The sequence below is a fragment of the Bordetella genomosp. 6 genome (genome assembly GCF_002119705.1).
GTDB classification, from domain to species: Bacteria; Pseudomonadota; Gammaproteobacteria; order Burkholderiales; family Burkholderiaceae_B; genus Bordetella; species Bordetella bronchiseptica_F.
The window spans coordinates 1,316,946-1,335,644 of sequence record NZ_CP021107.1 but is presented as its reverse complement, the minus strand read 5'-3'; the positions used below and the strand labels follow the sequence as shown (position 1 = coordinate 1,335,644).

At 68.2% G+C, this 18,699-nt stretch carries 18 protein-coding genes; 9 read left to right on the top strand and 9 right to left on the bottom strand.

The window, feature by feature from the left end:
- Positions 1-175 precede the first annotated feature (175 nt).
- From CAL11_RS06360 to CAL11_RS06350, 3 genes are read right to left on the bottom strand one after another with little or no spacing between them, the layout of a single operon-like run.
- Positions 176-1,516, bottom strand: a complete 1,341-nt coding sequence (locus CAL11_RS06360) for an MFS transporter (RefSeq protein ID WP_086092440.1) — start codon at positions 1,514-1,516, stop codon at positions 176-178.
- On the bottom strand, positions 1,513-1,920 hold the full coding sequence (locus CAL11_RS06355; RefSeq protein ID WP_086092439.1) for a heme-binding protein: 408 nt from the start codon (positions 1,918-1,920) through the stop codon (positions 1,513-1,515). Before CAL11_RS06355 ends, CAL11_RS06360 begins: the two co-directional genes overlap by 4 nt.
- Entirely contained in the window at positions 1,917-3,806 is a 1,890-nt protein-coding gene (locus tag CAL11_RS06350) for a propionate--CoA ligase (protein ID WP_015065113.1), read from the bottom strand. The genes CAL11_RS06355 and CAL11_RS06350 overlap by 4 nt, the downstream gene beginning before the upstream one ends.
- A 232-nt stretch (positions 3,807-4,038) precedes the next feature.
- On the opposite strand from CAL11_RS06350, the gene CAL11_RS06345 reads away from it, so the two are divergent.
- Positions 4,039-4,698, top strand: a complete 660-nt coding sequence (locus CAL11_RS06345) for a C40 family peptidase (protein ID WP_086092438.1) — start codon at positions 4,039-4,041, stop codon at positions 4,696-4,698.
- Between the two features lie 116 nt (positions 4,699-4,814).
- On the opposite strand, the gene CAL11_RS06340 is transcribed toward CAL11_RS06345, so the two are convergent.
- The 4 genes from CAL11_RS06340 to CAL11_RS06325 form a co-directional block, all read right to left on the bottom strand.
- Positions 4,815-5,126 carry a DUF2325 domain-containing protein gene (locus tag CAL11_RS06340; protein WP_015065111.1) on the bottom strand — a complete coding sequence of 104 codons (312 nt, stop codon included), beginning with the start codon at positions 5,124-5,126 and terminating at the stop codon, positions 4,815-4,817.
- Positions 5,127-5,346: 220 nt separating this feature from the next.
- On the bottom strand, positions 5,347-6,291 hold the full coding sequence (locus CAL11_RS06335; protein WP_003813758.1) for a CysB family HTH-type transcriptional regulator: 945 nt from the start codon (positions 6,289-6,291) through the stop codon (positions 5,347-5,349).
- Positions 6,292-6,390: 99 nt separating this feature from the next.
- The gene (locus CAL11_RS06330; protein ID WP_015065110.1) at positions 6,391-7,884 is read right to left on the bottom strand and encodes a CoA-acylating methylmalonate-semialdehyde dehydrogenase; all 1,494 of its coding nucleotides are present in this window, start codon (positions 7,882-7,884) and stop codon (positions 6,391-6,393) included.
- Between the two features lie 96 nt (positions 7,885-7,980).
- Entirely contained in the window at positions 7,981-9,198 is a 1,218-nt protein-coding gene (locus CAL11_RS06325) for an ABC transporter substrate-binding protein (protein ID WP_003821372.1), read from the bottom strand.
- Positions 9,199-9,337: 139 nt separating this feature from the next.
- Between CAL11_RS06325 and CAL11_RS06320 the strand changes: the two genes are divergently transcribed.
- Positions 9,338-10,258, top strand: a complete 921-nt coding sequence (locus tag CAL11_RS06320) for a LysR family transcriptional regulator (RefSeq protein WP_033453566.1) — start codon at positions 9,338-9,340, stop codon at positions 10,256-10,258.
- Positions 10,259-10,267: 9 nt separating this feature from the next.
- Here CAL11_RS06320 and lptF read toward each other — a convergent pair whose 3' ends face one another.
- Positions 10,268-11,368 carry an LPS export ABC transporter permease LptF gene (gene lptF / locus CAL11_RS06315; RefSeq protein ID WP_015065108.1) on the bottom strand — a complete coding sequence of 367 codons (1,101 nt, stop codon included), beginning with the start codon at positions 11,366-11,368 and terminating at the stop codon, positions 10,268-10,270.
- 53 nt (positions 11,369-11,421) lie between these two features.
- Between lptF and CAL11_RS06310 the strand changes: the two genes are divergently transcribed.
- The 7 genes from CAL11_RS06310 to CAL11_RS06280 all read left to right on the top strand — a co-directional run bounded on the left by CAL11_RS06310 (position 11,422) and on the right by CAL11_RS06280 (position 17,778).
- Positions 11,422-12,921: a leucyl aminopeptidase gene (locus tag CAL11_RS06310; protein ID WP_015065107.1), complete on the top strand. Its 1,500-nt coding sequence runs from the start codon at positions 11,422-11,424 to the stop codon at positions 12,919-12,921.
- 17 nt (positions 12,922-12,938) lie between these two features.
- Positions 12,939-13,394, top strand: a complete 456-nt coding sequence (locus tag CAL11_RS06305) for a DNA polymerase III subunit chi (protein WP_015065106.1) — start codon at positions 12,939-12,941, stop codon at positions 13,392-13,394.
- 30 nt (positions 13,395-13,424) lie between these two features.
- The gene (locus tag CAL11_RS06300) at positions 13,425-13,751 is read left to right on the top strand and encodes a hypothetical protein (protein ID WP_086092437.1); all 327 of its coding nucleotides are present in this window, start codon (positions 13,425-13,427) and stop codon (positions 13,749-13,751) included.
- A gap of 99 nt (positions 13,752-13,850) precedes the next feature.
- The gene (locus CAL11_RS06295) at positions 13,851-14,561 is read left to right on the top strand and encodes a Bax inhibitor-1/YccA family protein (protein ID WP_015065104.1); all 711 of its coding nucleotides are present in this window, start codon (positions 13,851-13,853) and stop codon (positions 14,559-14,561) included.
- Between the two features lie 182 nt (positions 14,562-14,743).
- Positions 14,744-15,697 carry a Bug family tripartite tricarboxylate transporter substrate binding protein gene (locus tag CAL11_RS06290; protein WP_086092436.1) on the top strand — a complete coding sequence of 318 codons (954 nt, stop codon included), beginning with the start codon at positions 14,744-14,746 and terminating at the stop codon, positions 15,695-15,697.
- On the top strand, positions 15,694-16,674 hold the full coding sequence (locus CAL11_RS06285; protein ID WP_086092435.1) for a succinylglutamate desuccinylase/aspartoacylase domain-containing protein: 981 nt from the start codon (positions 15,694-15,696) through the stop codon (positions 16,672-16,674). The genes CAL11_RS06290 and CAL11_RS06285 overlap by 4 nt, the downstream gene beginning before the upstream one ends.
- A 3-nt stretch (positions 16,675-16,677) precedes the next feature.
- Positions 16,678-17,778, top strand: a complete 1,101-nt coding sequence (locus tag CAL11_RS06280) for a PLP-dependent lyase/thiolase (RefSeq protein WP_015065102.1) — start codon at positions 16,678-16,680, stop codon at positions 17,776-17,778.
- Here the strand turns inward: CAL11_RS06280 and CAL11_RS06275 are convergent.
- On the bottom strand, positions 17,775-18,695 hold the full coding sequence (locus CAL11_RS06275; RefSeq protein ID WP_086092434.1) for a LysR substrate-binding domain-containing protein: 921 nt from the start codon (positions 18,693-18,695) through the stop codon (positions 17,775-17,777). The genes CAL11_RS06280 and CAL11_RS06275 overlap by 4 nt on opposite strands.
- Positions 18,696-18,699 lie beyond the last annotated feature (4 nt).

The window sequence follows — 18,699 nt, the reverse complement described above, 5'->3', positions numbered from 1 at the left end:
GTTTTTCTTGCCGACACGCAACCGTATCGCCACGCTCTTACGGGCACCTTACGGTGACGGAGCGCCGCCGCCAGGCGCGGCAGGCAATCCGCGATCATGGCAGGCGCGCGGCCATCGTGGCCGGACCATAAGCTGCGTGGTGGTCAGACCATAAGGATAGCAGCCGGCATGGGGTCTAGGCAGCGCGGCGCGCGATGCCGCGCGCCATGTCCACGCGAGTAAGCAGGATGAGTCCGCCCACGAAGAACACCCCGGTGACCAGGATGGCCAGCCGATGATTGCCGGCGGTCAGCCAGGTCACCAGTCCGTAGGTCAGCGGCCCCACCACGGCCGCGAGCTGGATGGCGAAGGTCCACAGCGCGAAGAATTCCGCCAGCCGCCCGGCCGGCGCGAGGGCGCCCGTCATGGCGCGTCCGGCGCTCTGGCTGGTGCCCATGCACAGCCCGGCCAGCACTGCCGCCACCCAGAACACCGGGGCCGTCACCGCGGCGTAGGCCACCAGCACCATGGCGATCCAGCCTGCCAGCGTGAGCGCCAGCGCCCGCTTGTGGCCGATGCGGTCCTGCAGGTAGCCGAATCCGAAGGCGCCGGCCGCCGCCGCGATGTTCACGGTGAACACGAGCAGCATGATCTGGGGCATGGTGAAGCCCATGGCCTGCTCCGCATACACCGCGGCCAAGGTGATGACCACCGCGATGCCCGCCTGGTAGCAGGCGCCGCACATCAGCAGCCGGCGGAACTCCGGATAATGGGCGCCGGTGTCCTGCCAGGCGCGCCGCAGCCGGCCCAGCATGTTGGGCGCCTGCAGCGTCACCGCATGCGGCACGGCGCGCTCGCGCAGCAGGAAGAACGACGGCAGCGCGGAAATGGCGAAAATGGCGCTGGTCACCACAATCACCCAGGGCACGTATTGGGACGCGTCCAGGCCGCGCGCCTCGCCCAGCGTCACCACCGCCAGCGACAACCCCAGCGCCAGCATGCCGCCGCAATAGCCGAAGCTCCAGCCCCAGCCCGACACGCGGCCCAGCGCATGCGGACGGGCCAGCTCGGGCAGGAACGCCGCCACCACCGACTCGCCGATGCAATAGCAATAGTTTGACAAGGCCACGGCGGCCAGCGCCAGCCAGACGTCGCCCGGACCGGCCTGTGTCAGCACCAGCGTTGCCGCCACGCAGCCCGCGGTGCTGGTGTAGAGCAGCCGGCGCTTGCCGGCGCGCGCATCGGCGCGCGCGCCCAGCGTCGGCATGGTCAGCATGATGGCCAGGTACGACAGCGACAACGCGGCCGTCCAGGCCAGCGTGGCCCAGTGCGCGCGCCCGCCGACCACACTGACGAAATAAGTGCTGAACACCGTCGTCAGGATGACGGTGGTGTAGCCCGAGTTGGCGAAGTCGTACATCGCCCAGGCCCAGACTTCCCGGCGCGTCACGCCCGGGTTCAGCGCCGCGAGCGCGCCGGCGTCAGCCGCCGCGCCGCCCCCGGGCGGATCGCCGGCGGGCGGCAGCGGATACGTCACAGGCCCAGCGCGGCGATGCCGGCGCGGGCGATCTCGGCGTCCTCGCTGGACTTCACGCCGGACACGCCCACCGCGCCCACGACCTCGCCGTCCACCGTCACGGGCACGCCGCCTTCGAGCATGCCCTCGAGCAGCGGCGCCGACAGGAATGCCTGGCGGCCGTTGTTGATGATTTCCTCGTAGACGCGCGATTCACGGCGGCCCAGCGCGGCCGTGCTGGCCTTGGCCGGCGCGATGCGCGCGGAAATCGGCGCCGCGCCGTCGAGCCGCAATTGACCCAGCAGGTGGCCGCCATCGTCGACGACGGCGATGGTGACAGCCCACTTGTTGGCCAGCGCATGCGCTTCGGCCGCCGCCAGGATTTTCTTCACGTCTTCGGCGACCAGCACGGGTTTGGTTTTCATTGCAGGGATTCCTTGATCTGTTCTAGGGCGGAAGGATCTTCGATGGTGGTCAGATCACCCGGGTCGCGGCCCTCGCACACGGCCACGATCGCGCGACGCAACACCTTGCCGGAACGCGTCTTGGGCAAGGCGCTGACGAAGCGGATGCGCGCCGGCCGCGCCACCGCGCCCAGCTGGTCTTCCACCACGCGCATGATATCGCCTTCCAACGCCAGCGCCCCATCGCGCGTTTCCGCGCCGGCCGGATCCTTCAGCACCGCGAAGGCCATCGCGACCTGCCCCTTCAACGTATCGGCCACGCCAACCACGGCGCACTCGGCCACGCCCGCATGGCTGTTGATCGACTCTTCGATCTCGCGCGTGCCCAGCCGGTGTCCCGCGACGTTGATCACATCGTCGGTGCGCCCCAGGATGAACCAGTAGCCGTCCGGGTCGACGAGCCCCCAATCGAACGTGGAATACACCTGCCGGCCGGGAATCGAGGTGAAGTACGTCTGCACGAAGCGCTCGTCGTCGCCCCAGATGGTGGACATGGCGCCTGGCGGCAGGGGCGGAACGATGGCCACCACGCCTTTCTCGTCGGGCCCCAGGTCCTCGCCCGTGCTTTCGCTGACGATGCGCGCGTCGAACCCGTAGACCGGAAACGAAGGGCTGCCGAAGCGGGTCGGCACGCGCTCCACGCCAGGCTGCGCAGACAGGATGGGCCAGCCGGACTCGGTCTGCCAGTAATTGTCGATGATGGGCTTGCCCAGCCCCTGGGAAATCCACTGCGCGGTCGGCTCGTCCAGGGGCTCGCCGGCCAGGTAAACGGCGCGCAGCGTGGACAGGTCGTGCCGGCGCAGCAGCGCGGCGTCCTGGCGCTTGAGCACGCGTACCGCGGTCGGCGCGGAAAACAGGGTGTTGACCCCGAAGCGCTCGACCAGTTGCCACAGGATGGCGCCGTCCGGCCGCACCGGCGTGCCTTCGTACAGAATGGTCGTCTGGCCGCCGATCAGCGGACCATAGACGATGTACGAGTGGCCCACCACCCAGCCGATGTCGCTGGTGCAGAAATAGGTATCGCCGGGCTTGCCGTCGAACAGGTACTCCATGGACGAGGCCAGCGCCACCGCATAGCCGCCGGTGTCGCGCTGCACGCCCTTGGGCCGGCCGGTGGTGCCGGAGGTATAGAGGATGTAGCTCGGCTCGGACGACTCCAGCCATTGCACCGGCACGCGCGCTCCCTCGTGGCGGGCGCGCAATTCGGCGTAGTCCAGATCCCGGCCAGGCTGCCGCTCGCATGGCGTGAGCCCCCGGTCGAGGATGATCACCGCGCCGGGCGGCTTCTGGCACAGCGCAAGCGCCCGGTCCAGCAGGGGCTTGTACGCCACCACCTTGCCGGCGCGCGAGCCGCCGTCGGTACTCATGACGACCTTGGGCGCGGCGTCGTCGATGCGCTGGGCCAGGTTGACCGAGGCAAACCCGCCGAACACCACCGAATGGATGGCGCCGATGCGCGCGCATGCCAGCATGGCGAACACCGCCTCGGGCACCATGGGCATGTACAGCAGCACCCGGTCGCCCCGCTCCACCCCCTGCTCGCGCAGCATGGCCGCCACCGCGTTGACCTCGTCATGCAACTGCTGGCGGGTGTAGATGCGCTCCTGGTCGACTTCGGTCGATACCCAGATCAGCGCCGGCTGGTCGGCCTGCTGCGGCAGCCAGCGGTCGACGGCGTTGTAACAGAGATTGGTCCTGCCCCCCACGAACCAGCGCGCGAATGGCGGCCGGGAATAGTCAATCACCTGCTCGAAAGGCGTTTCCCAATGAATCCGCCCTGCCTCCCCGCGCCAGAACCCGTCGCGGTCATGTATCGAACGGTAATGGAAATCCCGGGTTTTTTTCATTGGTGTCTCCTGGTATGGTTTGGTAGCTCTTTGGCGCCTCAACCATCTATTGTGGCCGGCAAACCTTGCATCAGGCTTGCCGCGCATCCTGGGGATTCCCCCGATATTCGCCCATTTTTTTCTTACGGACGGTATCGCGCAATCCTCGCGTCACAATAGCTTTGGTAGAATCCCCGAAAATTTCATTACAACCACGGACGCCCCGTTTATCGGGGACGGCCTATTCCGGCGAATGCATCGACACTCCAACCCCGCGCTACCTGAACGCAATATCAGCCTGTCGAGCCGCGGTCTGCGCTTGCTGGCGGTGGTAGCGTGCGCGGTGGGGCTGGCCGGTTGCGCCGGCACCGGTGCCAAGAAAACGTCGTATACCTTCGAAAGCGACCCCGACGACACCGAGTGGGTCGCCAGCGCCGACGATCCCATAGGCATCCTGGTCACCCAGAAACTCAAGCGCGAGCGGCGCGCCGGCGTGTCGCAGGCCAATGGCGAGAACCCGCTGGTCAGCGAAGCGCTGGGCCAGCTGGGCGTGCGCTACCGGTTCGGCGGCATCTCGCCCGATACCGGATTCGATTGCAGCGGCCTGGTGGCCTACACCGCCGAGCGCTCGCTGGGCCTGAAGCTGCCGCGCATCTCGGCAGACATCGCCCGCTGGGGCACCAATATCGACCGCAAGGAATTGCGCCCGGGCGACCTGGTGTTCTTCAACACCCTGGGCCGGCGCTACTCGCATGTCGGCATCTACATGGGCGAAAACCGCTTCATCCACTCGCCCAGTTCCGGCGGCGTGGTGCGCGTCGAAAACATGACCGTGGCCTACTGGGCCAAGCGCTACAACGGCGCGCGCCGTATCGACGACAGCCGCCTTGCCTCGGCGCGCGCATCGAACTGAACATGTCCACAAGACGCCCAAGCAAAAGCGCCCCGATGGGGCGCTTTTGCTTGGGCCTCAACTGGCGCGCCGGCCACGGCTGGCGGCGATGACGGCGGCATGGCGTTACCGCGCGATCATGACCGCGCACACAGGCCGCACTGGAGCAATGCCTGCTGCATGCTGCACACCGAGCGCCGGCACGCCACCACACGGATGCCGCCCCGCTGCGCCGCATGGCGGAACGTCTTCATGACGTTGTGCCCGAGGAAGTCGGTAAGCAGGATGACCAGTTGCGTACCGGACGGTAGTTGCAAGGTTTTCTTCTGATGCGATGGATCGCGCCCGCTGATGTGATGGGTGATCGAAATGTTGTGCCCTTTGAGCAGGTCCGGAATGTTGCCCAGCCGGTCCGCGCCCACCACTACTGCACTGAGTCCTGCCGTCATGATTTACCTCATCGGTCGTTGAGACTGAGGGTAATGATAATGATTCCCATTGGATAGTCAACATAAATGAGACCGATTCTTATTTGATATTATCAATGGCCCGGCCTGTCCGGATAGGCGGCATCCGCGCACGCGCGGCCGGCCGGGGCGGGGCGCCGCCTCCGGCCAAAAGAAAGCGCGCCGAAGGCGCGCCGCGGGTCCTGCATGGGGCCGGAGCCGCTCAGGCCGGCCCGCCCTGCACCGCTTCGCTGACCACCTGGCGCGTCAGGCCAGGCGCCATCATTTCCATGAAGGTGTACACGTAGTCGCGCAGGAACACGCCCGACTTCACCCCTACCCGCGTGGTGTGCGTGCCGAACAGATGGCCCACCGGCAGGCCCACCAGGTTGGCGTCGCGGCGCGGGTCGTACGCGACGCCGGCGATGATGCCGATGCCCAGCCCCACGTCGACATAGGTCTTGATCACGTCGGCGTCGATGGCTTCGAGCACGATGTCCGGGTGTATGCCCTGGTTGGCGAAAATCTCGTCGATCGTGGTGCGGCCGGTAAAGGCCCGGTCGTACGTCACGATGGGATATTCGGCCAGTTGGGCCAGCGTCAGGCGCCGCGCCTGGCTGGAGGTCAGTTCGGTCAGCGGGTGGTCCGGCCGCACCACGACGGTGTGCTCCCAGGTATAGACCGGCAGGGTCGCCAGGCCGGGGGTCAGCGCCAGCGATTCGGTGGCCAGCGCCAGGTCGGCCTGCTCGTGCAGCACCATTTCGGCCAGCTGCGACGGGCTGCCCTCGGCCAACGACAGGTGCACCTTGGGAAACTGCTTGCGAAAGGCCGGAATCACGCGCGGCAGCAGGTAGCGCGCCTGCGTATGGGTGCACGCGATCACCAGCCCGCCCTCGTCGCGGCGGGCGAATTCGTCGCTGACCTTCTTCAGATTGTCGACTTCGCGCATGATGCGGTCGATCACCTGGGAAACAGCCAGCCCGGGCTTGGTCAGCCCCTTGATGCGCTTGCCGTGCCGCTCGAAGATCTTGATGCCGAGTTCGTCCTCGAATTCGATGATCGCCTTCGAGACGCCTGGCTGCGAGGTATAGAGCATCCGGGCGGCTTCGGTAAGGTTGAAGTCGCGCCGGATGGTTTCGCGCACAAAACGGAATTGCTGCAGGTTCATGAATTGGCCCCTGTTAGACGGAGCCAATTATAAGTAATATAGGACGGATTCTATATTACTTTTTACTATAAGTTTACGCGATCCCGCAGCATCGATCCGTCATTTCATCGAGATGGTGGTGTTCACGCCGCGCCCGTGGGCGGACCAGCGCGCCGTCACCGTCTTCGTCTGCGTCCAGAACTGCACCGCCTGCTTGCCGTTGGGGCCGAGGTCGCCCAGCTTGGATCCGCGCGAGCCGGTAAAGCTGAACCAGGCCACCGGCACCGGGATGGGAATGTTGATGCCGACCTGGCCGACGTCGATGTTGTTCTGGAAATAGCGCGCCGCGCCGCCATCCTGCGTGAACAGCGCGACACCGTTGCCGTTGGGGTTGCGATTGATGAACTCGACCGCGTCCTCCAGCGTGTCCACGCCCACCACGCACAGCACCGGCCCGAATACTTCCTCGGTATAGATGGCCATGTTCTCGGTGACGCCATCGAAGATGGTCGGGCCGACGAAGTTGCCTTGCTCGAAGCCGGCCACCTTGAGGCTGCGGCCGTCCAGCAGCAGCTTGGCGCCCTCGTCCACCCCCTTCTGGATCAGGCCCTCGACGCGCTGCTTGGCCGCGGGCGACACCAGCGGACCGAGATCGGCCTCGCGGTCGACGCCATTGTTGACCTTCAGCTTCTTGGCGCGTTCGACGAAATCGGGAAGCCAGTTGCGCGCCTCGCCCACCATCACGGCCACCGAGGTGGCCATGCAGCGCTGGCCGGCTGCGCCGAAGGCCGCGCCCACCAGTTGGTTGAGCGCCACTTCCGGATCGGCGTCGGGCAGGATCACGCAGTGGTTCTTGGCGCCCATCATCGATTGGCAGCGCTTGCCCGCGGCCGAGGCGCGGTTGTAGATCTCGGTGCCCACGCGGGTCGAGCCGATGAACGACACGGCCTTGATGTCCGGGTGCTCGCACAGGCCATTGGCGATGTCCGGGCCGCCGTGCACCACGTTGAGCACGCCCGGCGGCAGGCCGGCTTCCAGCGCCAGCTGGGCCAGGAACAGCGACGACGAGGGATCCTGCTCGGACGGCTTGAGCACGAAGGTATTGCCGCAGGCCACCGCGATCGGGAACATGAAGCACGGCAGCATGACCGGAAAGTTGAACGCGGTGATGCCGGCGCAGACGCCCAGCGGCTGGATCAGCGTGTAGACGTCGATGCCGCCGGCGGCGTTCTCGGCGTACTCGCCCAGCTGCAGGTTGGCGATCGAGCAGGCATGCTCGACCACCTCCAGGCCACGGCCGACCTCGCCCTCGGCGTCGGGCAGTGTCTTGCCATGCTCGCGGGTGATCATCTCGGCCAGCTTGCCGGTGTTCTCGCGCAGCAGCTGCTGCAGCTTCAGCATGACGCGCATGCGCGCGCCCTGCCCGGTATTGCGCCAGGTCTTGAACGCCTCCTTGGCGTCGGCCACGGCCAGGTCCAGCTCTTCGCGGGTGGCGAACGGCACCTGGGCCACGACCTCCTGGGTGGCGGGGTTGATCACGTCGCGCCATTGGGTGGTCTTGGACTGCACGAGCTTGCCGCCGATCAATAGCGGCAAACGGGGAACTTCGCTCATTTCTCTGCTCCTCACACTGCTTGGGATGCGGCCCGGCGGGCCGTATTGGACAGGCGCTGCCGGCGCCGCTCGCGCGGCGCGCGGCACCGGACCGGTTTACTTCTTGACCAGCGGGCAGGTCGACTCGGCCAGCGGCTGGAAGGCCTCGGCGGCCGGAATGGTGGCCACCAGCTTGGAATAGTCCCAGCCGCCCTTGGACTCGGCAGGCTTCTTGACTTCGTACAGATACATGTCGTGGATCACCCGGCCGTCGGGCCGGATGCTCGCGTTGCGCATGATCGGATCCTTGATCGGCAATTCGCGCATTTTGTCGGCCACGACCTTGCCGTCGGTGCTGCCGCTGGCGGCGACCGCGCGCAGGTAGTGCAGCACGCTCGAATAGACGCCGGCCTGGACCATGGTGGGCTTCAGACCGCGAAACGCCTTCTCGAAGCGCGCCGACCACTGGCGCGTCGCGTCGTCGTAGTCCCAGTAGAAGCCGTCCACATAGGACAGGCCCTGGGCGTTGTCCAGCCCCAGCGCGCGCAGGTCGGACAGGAAGACCAGCAGCGAAACCAGCCGCTGGCCGCCTTCGACGATGCCGAACTCGCGCGCCTGCTTGACGGCGTTGACCGTATCCTGGCCGCCGTTGGCCAGCGCCACCACCTGGGCCTTGGAACTTTGCGCCTGCAGCAGGTAAGAGGCGAAATCGGGCGCATTCAAGGGGTGGCGCACGCTGCCGGCCACCGTGCCTCCCAGGGCCTGGACGGCCTTGGCGGTATCGGCCTCCAGCGAATGGCCGAAGGCGTAATCGACGGTGATGAAGTACCAGGACTTGCCGCCCGCCCGCACCGTGGCCTTGGCCCCGCCGGCCGATTGCGAATACGTGTCGAACATCCAGTGAAAGCCCAGCGGCGAGCAGTCCTGGTTGGTCAGCGCCGTGGCGGCCGGACCGGAGAACATCACGACCTTGTTCTTCTCGCGCGCAATGCCCTGCACCGCCAGCGCCACGGCCGAGTTGGTCAGATCGGCGATGGCGGTGACGCCATCGCGGTCGAACCACTCGCGCGCCTTGGCCGCCCCGACGTCGGTCTTGTTCTGGTTGTCGGCCGAAACCAGGTCGATTTTCATGCCCTTGCATTCGGCGGCCAGGCAATCGTCGATCGCCAGTTGCGCCGCCGCGACCGAACCAGGCCCGCCCATGCCGGCATAGGTGCCCGACATATCGGTCAGGATGCCGATCTTCACCGGCGGCTTGTCCGCCGCCATCGCCTGACCCACCAACATGGCGCCCAGGCACAAGCCTGCGGCAAACCCGCGTGCGCGCGATTTCATGAATCTGTCTCCTGTGGTTTTTCTAGGTCTTGCACGGGTGCGCCCACGGCGCCCGCCCGTCCTAGTGTAGATGTGTGAAAATCCACAATCAACGAAACAAATGCACATTCCTTGTGCAAAAATACACAAGAGAGCCGCCATGCTGGATTGGGACAGCCTGCGCTACTTCCTGGAAGTGGCGCGCACGCAGCGAGTCAGCGCCGCCGCGCGCAAGCTGGGCGTGGAACACACGACCGTGGCGCGCCGCGTCCGCGCCCTGGAAGCCGAGCTCGACAGCCTGCTGTTCGAGAAGTCGCGCAGCGCCGGCTACGTGCTGACCGAGGACGGGCAACGCCTGTTCGTCTTCGCCGAACAGATGGAAAGCACCGTGCACACCGCGCGGGAAAACCTCTCCGGTATCGGGCAGGCGCTGTCCGGGCATGTGCGCATCGGCGCCACCGAGGGATTCGGCAGCTATGTGCTGACCCCGCTGGCGGCGGACTTCCAGCGACGCTACCCGCACATCACCCTGGATATCCTGCCGGTGCCCCGCTTCGTCAGCCTGTCCAAGCGCGAGGCGGACCTGGCCATCACCATCGAGCGGCCGCAACGCGGCCCGTATGTCTGCACCAAGCTGTGCGACTACACGCTGATGCTGTATGGCACGCCCGCGTACCTGGCGCGCCATGCGCCGATCCGCGAGCGCGCCGACCTGGCCGGGCACGACTTCATCGGCTATGTGGACGAACTGCTGTTCAGCGAACGGCTGCGCTACCTCGAGGACGTGCTGCCCAACAGCCGGGTGGTGTTGCGCAGCACCAGCGTCATCGCCCAGTACCATGCCACCCTGCAAGGGCAGTCGCTGGCGATCCTGCCCTGCTTCATCGCCGCGCAGGATCCGCGCCTGACCCCCGTGCTGCCGGACGACATCGCCATCACGCGCAGCTTCTGGATGTACTGCCACGAGGACCTGCGCCGCCTCAAGCGCGTCAGCGCGCTGTGGGAGTTCATGCGCCGCTCGGCCATGCGCAATGCGGCGCTGCTGCAGGGCAGCGGCGCCGCATTGCGATACCTGCCGTAGGCGCCCGCGTCAGGCCTTGCGCGGCGCCTTGACCCGCAGGCGGCGCATCAGCAGGTACGCCGCCAGCAGCGCCACCACCGCGTGCACGGCCCATACGCCGATGCTGAAACTGATCTTGCCGCTGCTGATCCAGGCGCGCGACAGGTTGATCATGTTCATGTACAGCAGGCCGACCAGGCCGGCGATCAGCAGGTCGCCCGAACGCCCCAGCCGCGGGTTGACCGCGCCCAGCGGAATCGCCAGCAGCGCCAGGTTCAGGGCCGCCAGCGGCATCGCCACCCGCCACATGATCTGCGACCAGCTGCTATCGGTGTTGTCCTCCACCAGTTGCATCGTCGAGCGCGCCTTGCTGGAGCGCTCGGCCGCGGCGCGCGCCTCGGCCACCGGGTCTTCGCCCGCCTTGCTCTCCAGCCGCACGCCATACTGGTCGAAATTGACCAGCCGGATTTCCGGCGTGCCCGGCTTGAGGTCGTAGCGGTGCCCTTCGCCCAGGACCAGGAAGCGGTCGCCGTTGGGCAGCGTTTCGCTGCGCGCATTGCTGGCGGTCAGCACGCTGAGCCATTCCGGATCGATCGAGCGCGCGAACACGGCGCCCAGTTCATCGCCGGGGCGCACGGGATCCTCGGCGAAGAACACGCGGTCTCCGCGCCCCGACTCGGCGAACTGTCCCGCCGTCACCTTGGAAAGGTCGGAGCGCTGCTCGAAGCGCTCGCGGTACTCGCCGATCTGGCGATAGGCCCAGGGCGACGCGACCAGCGTAAGCGCCGCCACCAGCACCGCAATCGGCACGGCCACCCGCGCCACCGGACGCAGCCAGTCCGCCAGGGACAATCCGCTGGCGAACCACACCACCATCTCGGACTCGCGATAGTTGCGTGTTACCGTGGTCAGTACGGCGATGAACAGCGACACGGCCAGGATGGTCGGCAATGCCGTGATGGTGGAAAAGGCCGCCAGGCCCAGCACCACATCGGCGCCGATGGAGCCGCCGGCGGCTTCGCCCAGCAGGCGCACCAGCAGGACGCTCAGCCAGACCACCACCAACGTGGAAAACACGACGCCAGCGTGACTGGTGATCTCGCTGACGACAGACCGTTTGAATAGAGACATGTGAGAATATGCGGGATAATCGACCGCAACTTACGTGCAATCGGAAAAGCCTCATGGAATTTAGCACACAGACCACTGCCTCCCTGCATCAGATCAAGACTGCGGCCCTGGCCGTCGGCGTCTTCGCCGATGGCGTGCTCAGCGCCGCGGCGGAAGTCATCGACCGCGCCAGCAACGGGGCCGTGGCCGCCGTGGTGAAAAGCGAGTTCCGCGGCCGCACGGGCAGCACGCTGGTGCTGCGCGGCCTGGCCGGCGTCAGCGCCCAGCGCGTGGTGCTGGTGGGCCTGGGCAAGCAGGCCGAATACGGCGCCCGCGCGCACGCCAGCGCCGAACAGGCGTTTGCCGCGGCGTGCGTCGCGGCCCAGGTAGGCGAAGGCGTATCGACCCTGGCCGGCGTGGCCATCGAGGGCGTGCCGGTGCGCGCCCGCGCGCGCAGCGCCGCCATCGCCGCCGGCGCGGCGGCCTACCATTACGATGCGACGTTCGGCAAGGCCAATCGCGATGCCCGCCCCAAGCTGAAGAAAATCGTCCAGGTGGTCGACCGCGCGGCCGGCGCGCAGGCGCAACTGGGCCTGCGCGAAGGCGCGGCCATTGCCCACGGCATGGACCTGACCCGCACGCTGGGCAACCTGCCCGGCAACGTGTGCACGCCCGCCTATCTCGGCAATACCGCCAAGAAGCTGGCGCGCGAATTCAAGAGCCTCAAGGTCGAGGTGCTGGAACGCAAGCAGGTCGAGGCGCTGGGCATGGGTTCGTTCCTCTCGGTCGCGCGCGGCTCGGAAGAACCGCTGCGTTTCATCGTGCTGCGCCATGCCGGCAAGCCCGCCAAGAAGGACAAGGCCGGCCCGGTCGTCCTGGTGGGCAAGGGCATCACCTTCGATGCCGGCGGCATCTCGCTCAAGCCGGCCGCCACGATGGACGAAATGAAGTACGACATGTGCGGCGCGGCCAGCGTGCTGGGCACGTTCCGCGCCCTGGCCGAGCTGGAACTGCCGCTGGACGTGGTGGGCCTGATCGCCGCGTGCGAGAACCTGCCCAGCGGCAAGGCCAACAAGCCCGGCGACGTGGTCACCAGCATGTCGGGCCAGACCATCGAGATCCTCAATACCGACGCCGAAGGCCGCCTGGTGCTGTGCGACGCCCTGACCTACGCCGAGCGCTTCAAGCCGGCCGCCGTCATCGACATCGCCACCCTGACCGGCGCCTGCGTGGTGGCCCTGGGCAACGTCAACAGCGGCCTGTTCTCCAAGGACGACGCGCTGGCCGACGCGCTGCTGGCCGCCAGCCGGCAGTCGCTCGACCCGGCCTGGCGCCTGCCGCTGGACGATGCCTACCAGGACCAGCTCAAGTCCAACTTCGCCGACATCGCCAACATCGGCGGCCCCCCGGCCGGCGCGGTCACGGCGGCCTGCTTCCTGTCGCGCTTCGCCAAGGCTTATCCCTGGGCGCACCTGGACATCGCCGGCACGGCCTGGCGCGGCGGCAAGGACAAGGGCGCCACCGGCCGGCCGGTGCCGCTGCTGATGCAGTACCTGCTGGACCAGGCGGGCTGAACGCGGGGCCGGCCGCCATGACGCGCATCGATTTCGCCTTCGGCGCCCCGGACCGCCTGCGCGCGGCCTGCCGCACCGCGCGCAAGCGCTTCCAGGCAGGCCAGCGGCTGGTGGTCTACTGCGCCGACGGCGGGCGCCTGGCGGCCTTCGACCGCATGCTGTGGGCCCTGGAGGACGTCTCGTTCGTGCCGCATGTGCTGGCCAACGACGCGCTGGCGGCCGACACCCCCGTCCTGCTGACCGCGGGCGACCCGGCCGCCGCCCTGGCGCTGGCCGCCACCGGCGACAGCCGCCCCTGGCTGCTGAACCTGGATGATGGTTGCCCGCCCAACTTCGATGGCTACGAGCGCCTGCTGGAAATCGTCTCCGACGACCCGGCCGACCGCCAGGCGGCGCGCCAGCGCTGGCGCGACTACCAGAATGCCGGCCATGCGCTGCACAGCCATGACCTCAGCCGCTCGGGCGAGACCTGACGGACTCGCCCGCCTTACCGGGAGGCTGCCATGCCCCACCACTACTCCGACTCCAGCATCCCCACCCTGACCGACCGCGTCGAGCCCGGGCTGGGCAGTCCGCGGGCGCCAGCCGCCATACCGCGCCTGCAGGAGCCGGTGCCGGCGGCCCCGGCGTCATACGAATCCGGGCCGGCCAGCGCGCCCGACACACCGTTCCAGCCCGGCGACGCCGTGCTGCGCGCGGTACTGCAAGCCGAGCTGGAGGAAACCCTCACGGCGGCCGTCGACGAGGCCGTGGCAGGCATCCGTGCCCGCCTGGACGCCGAACTGCCCGACATCCTGGCGCGGGTCATGCGCAACGTGCGGCCCGGCTGAACACGGCCCCGATTTCCGATGGATTTTTCAGGGAACTGTCAGGTAGACTTATCGTCTAAGCTCACGAGGCAAGTTTTTTGCCGCACATAGGAGTCGTCAATGAACGAAACCCGTCCGTCCCCCTTTAACCGCTCCGGCGCGTATGCCGGCGCCCCGGGCGAAGTCGTCCGGAACAAGGTGCTGCGCAACACGTACTGGCTGCTCGCGCTGTCCCTGGTGCCAACGGTTCTGGGCGCCGCGGTCGGCCTGTACACCGGCATCAACCAGGTGATGGGCGCCAGCCCCGGCCTGAGCGCCATCGTGTTCCTCGTGGGCGCCTTCGGCCTGATGTTCGCCATCGAGAAGAACAAGAACAACTCGCTGGGCGTGGCCCTGCTGCTGGCCTTCACGTTCTTCATGGGCGTGATGCTGTCGCGCCTGCTGGGGTTCGTGCTCGGCATGGGCAACGGCGCCCAGCTGGTCATGACCGCGTTTGGCGGCACCGCCATCGTGTTCGGCACCATGGCCACGCTGGCCACCACCATCAAGCGTGACCTGTCGGGCATGCAGAAGTGGCTCTTCACCGGCGCGGTGGTGATCCTGGTGGCGGCGCTGGCCAACATCTTCCTGCAGATGCCGGCCCTGATGCTGACCGTCTCCGTGCTGGCCATCGTGATTTTCTCGGCCTTCATGCTGGTGGACCTGCAGCGCGTGATCAACGGCGGCGAAACCAACTACGTGTCGGCGACCCTGGCCATCTATCTGGACGTCTACAACGTCTTCTCCAACCTGCTGATGTTGCTGGGTATTTTTGGCGGCGACCGCGACTAGGCCGTCCCAACTTCGCATCAGAAAAAGGCTTGCCGGCGGCAAGCCTTTTTTTCGCCCCCAGGCCTGCCAAATCCCGGCGAGCATTTGGTTTATCCGAACAACCATTTGATTTAACTAAACAACAGACACCCCTGCCCCTCGCACAATGGCGGCACCATCACCACTACGACAGGGGAATCGCCATGTACCTACGCTATGCCCTGGCCGGCGCGCTGACGCTGGCCTGTTCCGGCGTGCAGGCCGAGGATTTTCCGGCCCGTGCCATCACGATGATCGTTCCCGCCGCGGCGGGCGGCAATGCCGACATCACGGCCCGCCTGGTCGGGCAGGAGATGAGCAAGCAACTGGGCCAGCCCGTGGTCATCGAGAACCGCGTCGGCGCGGGCGGGCGGATCGGCACCCAGGCCGTGGTGCGCGCCGCCGCGGACGGCTACACCATCGGCTACGCCCACGTCGGCACCCTCGTCCTGCACCGCTTCCTGTTCAAGGAACAGATGTACGACATCGACAAGGACCTGACGCCGATCGGGCTGGTGGCCGAAACGCCCAACGTCATCGTGGTCAGCCAGGCTTCGCCCTACCGGACTCTGCAGGACCTGATCCGCGCAAGCAAGGCGCAACCCGACAGGATCACCATGACCTCGGCCGACCCGGGCACCACCAGCGAAGTGGGCGTGAAACTGTTCATCGCGCAGACGGGCGCGGGCGTGCGCCAGATCCCGTACAAGGCAACCGCGGCGCAACTGGCCGACCTGCTTGGCGGGCATGTCGACTCCATGATGGAGAACCTGCCGCCGCTGATCGGCAATCTCAAGGATGGCCGCCTGCGTGCCCTGGCGGTCACCACGCGCAAGCGCGTGGCCTCCAATCCGGACGTGCCGACGGTGGCCGAACAGGGCTACCCCGACTATGAGCAAGGCGCCTGGAGCGCCCTGGTCGCCCCGGCCGGCACGCCGCCCCAGGCGCTGGCGCGGCTCAACCAGGCGCTCAATGCGGCGCTGGCCGCGCCGGCGATATCCGCGGAGCTGCGCAGCCGTTCGCAGGAACCCCTGGGCGGACCGCCCGCCCAGGTGCAGGCGCAGGTCGACAAGGAATTGCCCAAATGGCGCAGCGTGATCCAGGCGGCCAACCCATGAGCCGCGTCAGCCGCGCGGATTTTTCGTGTGCCGCGGCCACCAACCGCTCGGCGTACCGGCGGGTGACGGTGCCGGTACGGCGCATCGAGGCCGGCGCCGGGCCGTCCGTGCTGCTGATGGCCGGCGTGCACGGCGACGAGTGGGAAGGCCAGGCCGCCCTGCTCGAACTGTGGCATGCCCTGCCCGGTCTGCTGCGGCGCGGCACCGTGTACGTGGCGCCGGCGGCCAACGCCGAGGCCAGCCTGGCCGGCACGCGGCTGTCGCCGGCCGACGGCGGCAACCTCAACCGCGCCTTCCTGGGCGCGCCCGCGCGCGGCTACACCGAGGCCGTGGCGCATGCCCTGCAGACGCGCATCCTGCCGCAGGTGCAGTACATGATCGACGTGCACAGCGGCGGCGCCTCGCTGCGCTACCTGCCGGCGACGGTCATCACGCGCTACGGCGACGACCCGTGGGACGAGCGCGTGGCGCGCCTGGCGCGCGGTTTCGGCCTGCCGCGCTGCCTGTTCTTCCGCGGCGTCGAAGCCGGCTCGATGCCGGCGGCCGCCAGCCGGCTGGGCGTGGCGCGCCTGAGCGCGGAAATCGGCGGCGGCGCCGAGACTTCCCGCGAACTGGCGCAGCTGTGCCGCGACGGCATGCTGTCCTGTCTGGCCGGCCTGGACATGGTCGACGCGCACCACGCCATCCCGGGCCCGCTGGAGGTCTTCCATGACGTGGACGCGGCCCAGGCCAACATGCGGGCCGACGCGCCCGGCGTCTTCATCCCGTCGGTCGCGCTGGGACAGCAGGTCGTGGCCGGCCAGCACGTCGGCACGCTGTGCGAGCCGGCCCGGCCCGACCAGCCGCCCGTGACGCTGGCCAGCCCGCAGGATGGCACGGTGGTGTGCCTGCGTCCGCTGGCGCGCAGCGACGACGGCGACTGCCTGCTGCAGATCGCCCCCGCCCGCCCTTTCGAAACTCTCTCCACGCTGTACTGATCCATGCTGATGAACCCCTCGCTGTCCCGCCTGCGCTGCCTGCGCTGCGCCCACGCCATGCCGCCCGGCGACTATCCGGAAGGCTGTCCCCGCTGCCTGGCGGCCGGCTACCCGGCCTCGCTGGCATGCGAATACGAACCGGCCGATACGGCCCCGATGCCCCTGCCGGTTCTTGCGCCGATCACGCTGGGCGAGGGCCGCACGCCCTGCCTCGATGCGCCATCGCTGGCGCATGCGCACGGCGTCGCGCGGGTCTGGCTGAAATGCGAAAGCGGCAACCCGACAGGCAGCCACAAGGACCGCATGGCCGCGCAACTGGTGTCGCGCGCGGTGCTGGCCGGGGCCGACCGGCTGGCGGCCGCCTCCAGCGGCAACGCCGGCGTGGCCCTGGCGGCCTACGGGGCCGCCGCCGGCCTGCGCGTGGACATCGCCATCGCGCCCACCTGCCCGCCGCGGCAACGCGCCGCCATGGAGCAGTTCGGCGCGCGGTTGCACAGCTTTGCCGACAGCCTGGCGCGCTGGCCCTACGTGGCGGCGCTATGCCGCGACGAGGGCGCGTTCGCCGGCACCAACTATCTCAACCCGCCGGTCGGCACCCATCCCTACGGCGTGGAGGGCTACAAGCCGATCGCCGCCGAACTCGCGATGCAGTGCGATGATCTGCCCACGGACATCATCGTGCCCACTGCCCGGGGCGATCTGCTATGGGGCATCTGCCTGGGCTGGCAGGAACTGCTGCGGCGCGGCGCGATCGCGCGGCTGCCGCGCCTGCACGCGGTGGAACCCTATCCCCGCCTGGCGCACGCGTTGGCAGCCGGCGATGCGCGCGGCGTATGGGAGCAACCGACGGCGCAGTACTCCATTGCCGGCGGCACGGTGACCCTGCAATCGATGCAAGCCCTGGCGCGCAGCGGCGGACAGGCGGTGGACGTCGCGGACGAGCAGGCCGCGCGGGCCCGCGCGGCGCTGGGCGCGCTGGGCATTGCCGCCGAGCTGTCGTCGGCCGCGGCGCTTGCCGCCGTGGCGGCCCTCAAGGCCGCCGGCACGCTGGACGCCGAATCGCGCGTGGCGCTGATCCTGACCTCGGACGGGCGGCGCGACTAGGCCTGGGCGCCGACGCCGAATTGTTCCACCAGCGGGGCCAGCGCGGCCCGCAGGCAGGTCGCCCAGTACTTGCCCGCGCTCGACAGCGGCCTGCTGCCATGCAGGATCATGTAGCAGGCGAAATGCACGTCGGCGTCCAGCGGGCGGAATTCCAGGCCGGCCTGCGCCATGCCCACCGCCGTGGCCGGGTTGGCGATGCCCACGCCGTGCCCGGCCAGCGCCAGCTGGCAGACGGTGGACGAGTACGGCGTTTCGATGGCGGCATGCGGCGCGATGCCGCGTTGCGCGAACACCGCATCGAGCCGCTTGCGCGAGCCATCCTCGCGATTGAGCAGCACCAGGGCCGCGTCGGCCAGTTGCGACAGTTCCAGCTGCGTGAAACGCGCCAGCGCATGGCCGCGCGGAAACACCGCCACCGCGCCCAGGCAGGCCAGGCAATGGCCGCGCAGGCCTTGCAGTTCGGACTCATCGGCCACCAGCGCCAGGTCCAGTTCGCCCGCCACCACCATGTCGCGCAAGGTATTGGAATCGCGCACCTGCAGGTACAGCGGCGTATCGGGATAACGGCCGCGAAAGCGCACCAGCGCCTGCTCGATCACCAGGCCGCTGTAGGCATGGATGGTGCCCACGCGCAAGCGCGGCTGGCCCGCGCCCTTGATGGCGCGGATCTTGCGCCCTAGGGTCTCCAGGCCCAGGCTCTGGCGCCGGATTTCCTCGTACAGCAGATCGGCTTCCGGCGTACGCACCATGCGCTGCCGCACGCGCTCGAACAGCCGCATCGCGATCGCCGTCTCCAGCGCCGCCAGCGTGGCGCTCACCGTGGCCGGCGAGACGTCGAGCCGGCGCGCGGCCGCGGTCACGCTTTCGGTTTCGTATACGGTGCGGAACGTCTCGACCTGCCGCAGCGTGAAAGTCATGGCG